General features: G+C 33.5%; 1 protein-coding gene. It reads right to left on the reverse strand.

What is annotated here, in order from left to right; all coding sequences use genetic code 11:
- A partial coding sequence (locus SB775_RS34085; RefSeq protein WP_410865718.1) for a toprim domain-containing protein occupies nucleotides 1–233 on the reverse strand: 233 nt, incomplete at both ends.

Genomic DNA, 233 nt, shown 5'->3' on the forward strand with positions numbered 1-233 from the left:
TCAAGTTCATTATCATTGTAAGCATATTGAATTTTCTTACCTTGTTGTACTTTAAACAAAGGTGGCTGTGCAATATATATATAACCGCACTCAATTATTTGACGCATATAGCGATAGAAGAACGTTAATAATAGGGTACGAATATGTGCACCATCAACATCGGCATCTGTCATAATAATAACTTTATGATAGCGAGCTTTTTCAATAGCAAAATCCCCACCAATATTTGTACC

Source organism: Peribacillus sp. SIMBA_075, from assembly GCF_046534585.1.